This window comes from Mesorhizobium sp. M7A.F.Ca.CA.001.10.2.1 (assembly GCF_003998575.1).
In the GTDB taxonomy this organism is placed as follows: domain Bacteria; phylum Pseudomonadota; class Alphaproteobacteria; order Rhizobiales; family Rhizobiaceae; genus Mesorhizobium.
Window position 1 is genome coordinate 1 of record NZ_RZQY01001081.1, and the last position, 1,169, is coordinate 1,169.

At 62.9% G+C, this 1,169-nt stretch carries 2 protein-coding genes; one reads left to right on the forward strand and one right to left on the reverse strand.

Annotation, left to right across the window (positions count from 1 at the left end; all coding sequences use genetic code 11):
• Positions 1 to 566: 3-hydroxyacyl-CoA dehydrogenase family protein (locus EN964_RS35215; RefSeq protein WP_245490741.1), on the forward strand; the 566-nt coding region annotated here is incomplete at its 5' end.
• A gap of 347 nt (positions 567 to 913) precedes the next feature.
• On the opposite strand, the gene EN964_RS35220 is transcribed toward EN964_RS35215, so the two are convergent.
• Positions 914 to 1,169 (reverse strand): helix-turn-helix transcriptional regulator (locus tag EN964_RS35220; protein ID WP_164776440.1); only part of this gene is annotated, 256 nt, incomplete at its 5' end.

Genomic DNA, 1,169 nt, shown 5'->3' on the forward strand with positions numbered 1-1,169 from the left:
ACCAGGTCTTCACCGATTTCGGCTGGCCGATGGGGCCTTTCCAGATGGGCGATCTCGCCGGTCTCGACATTGGCTGGCGCAACCGCAAGGCGCGTGGCCTGTCGGCCGTGATCGCCGACACGCTGTGCGAACAGGGGCGTTTCGGCCAGAAGACCGGCCGGGGTTTTTACCTTTACGAGGCTGGCGCGCGTACACCAGTGCCGGATCCCGAGGTTGAAGCGCTGATCCGCGACAAGGCCGCGGAGAAGGGCATCGTGCCGCGCGCGATCAGTGCGGAGGAAATCATCGAGCGCACGCTTTACCCCCTGGTCAACGAGGGCGCCAAGATCCTTGAGGAAGGCATAGCGGCCCGTGCGTCCGACATCGATGTCGTCTGGGTCAATGGCTACGGCTTTCCCATCGGCAAGGGCGGGCCGATGTTCTGGGCTGGCCTCGAAGGCCCGGCCAGGATCATCGAGCGGCTCGAGTACTGGCATCAACGGACAGGCAAGGACGTGTTCAAGCCGGCGCCCCTGCTGAAGCGGATGGTCGAGACCGGGTCGTGGAACGGCGACGCGATAGCCTGATCAATCGTCATGGGCAATCCACCCAATTGTCGAGGTCTGCGCTGCCCCTCATCGCCCTGCCGGGCGTTCGTTGTTCGAAAAGCCAAGCAGTTGGCTTTTCGTCCGCTGCGCGGACCACGCCTCGACTCCCCGTATAGTGACGGGGAGAAGGGGCTCGCGATAACCTCGTCGCCTGTCTTGCAACGTTGGACATTGGCGAAACCGGTAATTACTGCGCCCCTCTCCCCGTCCCTATACGGGGAGAGGATGCCGGCAGGCAGGTGAGGGGCAGCGCCGGCGTTCGCAAAAAAGTGACGCGAATTCGAAATCCGAAGCGATTGCCCAGGTAAGCGGCGGGGGCGAAGTAGCTACCTTATCCGCGCGTCGATGATCTCGACGAAACGTGCGAACAGGCCAGCCTGCGACTTGATCTTGAGCTTGCGGTAGATGTTGCGGCGATGGACCTTCACGGTTCCCGGCACGATGCGCATGGCCCTGGCGATCGATTCCGTCGAATGCCCCTGCAGCACAAGGTCGACGACATGTTTTTCGCGCGGCGTCAGCGACAGGCTCTGCCAGATGTGGGCGCGGTCGAACTCGTTGACCGGAGTGGTTGTCTCGTCC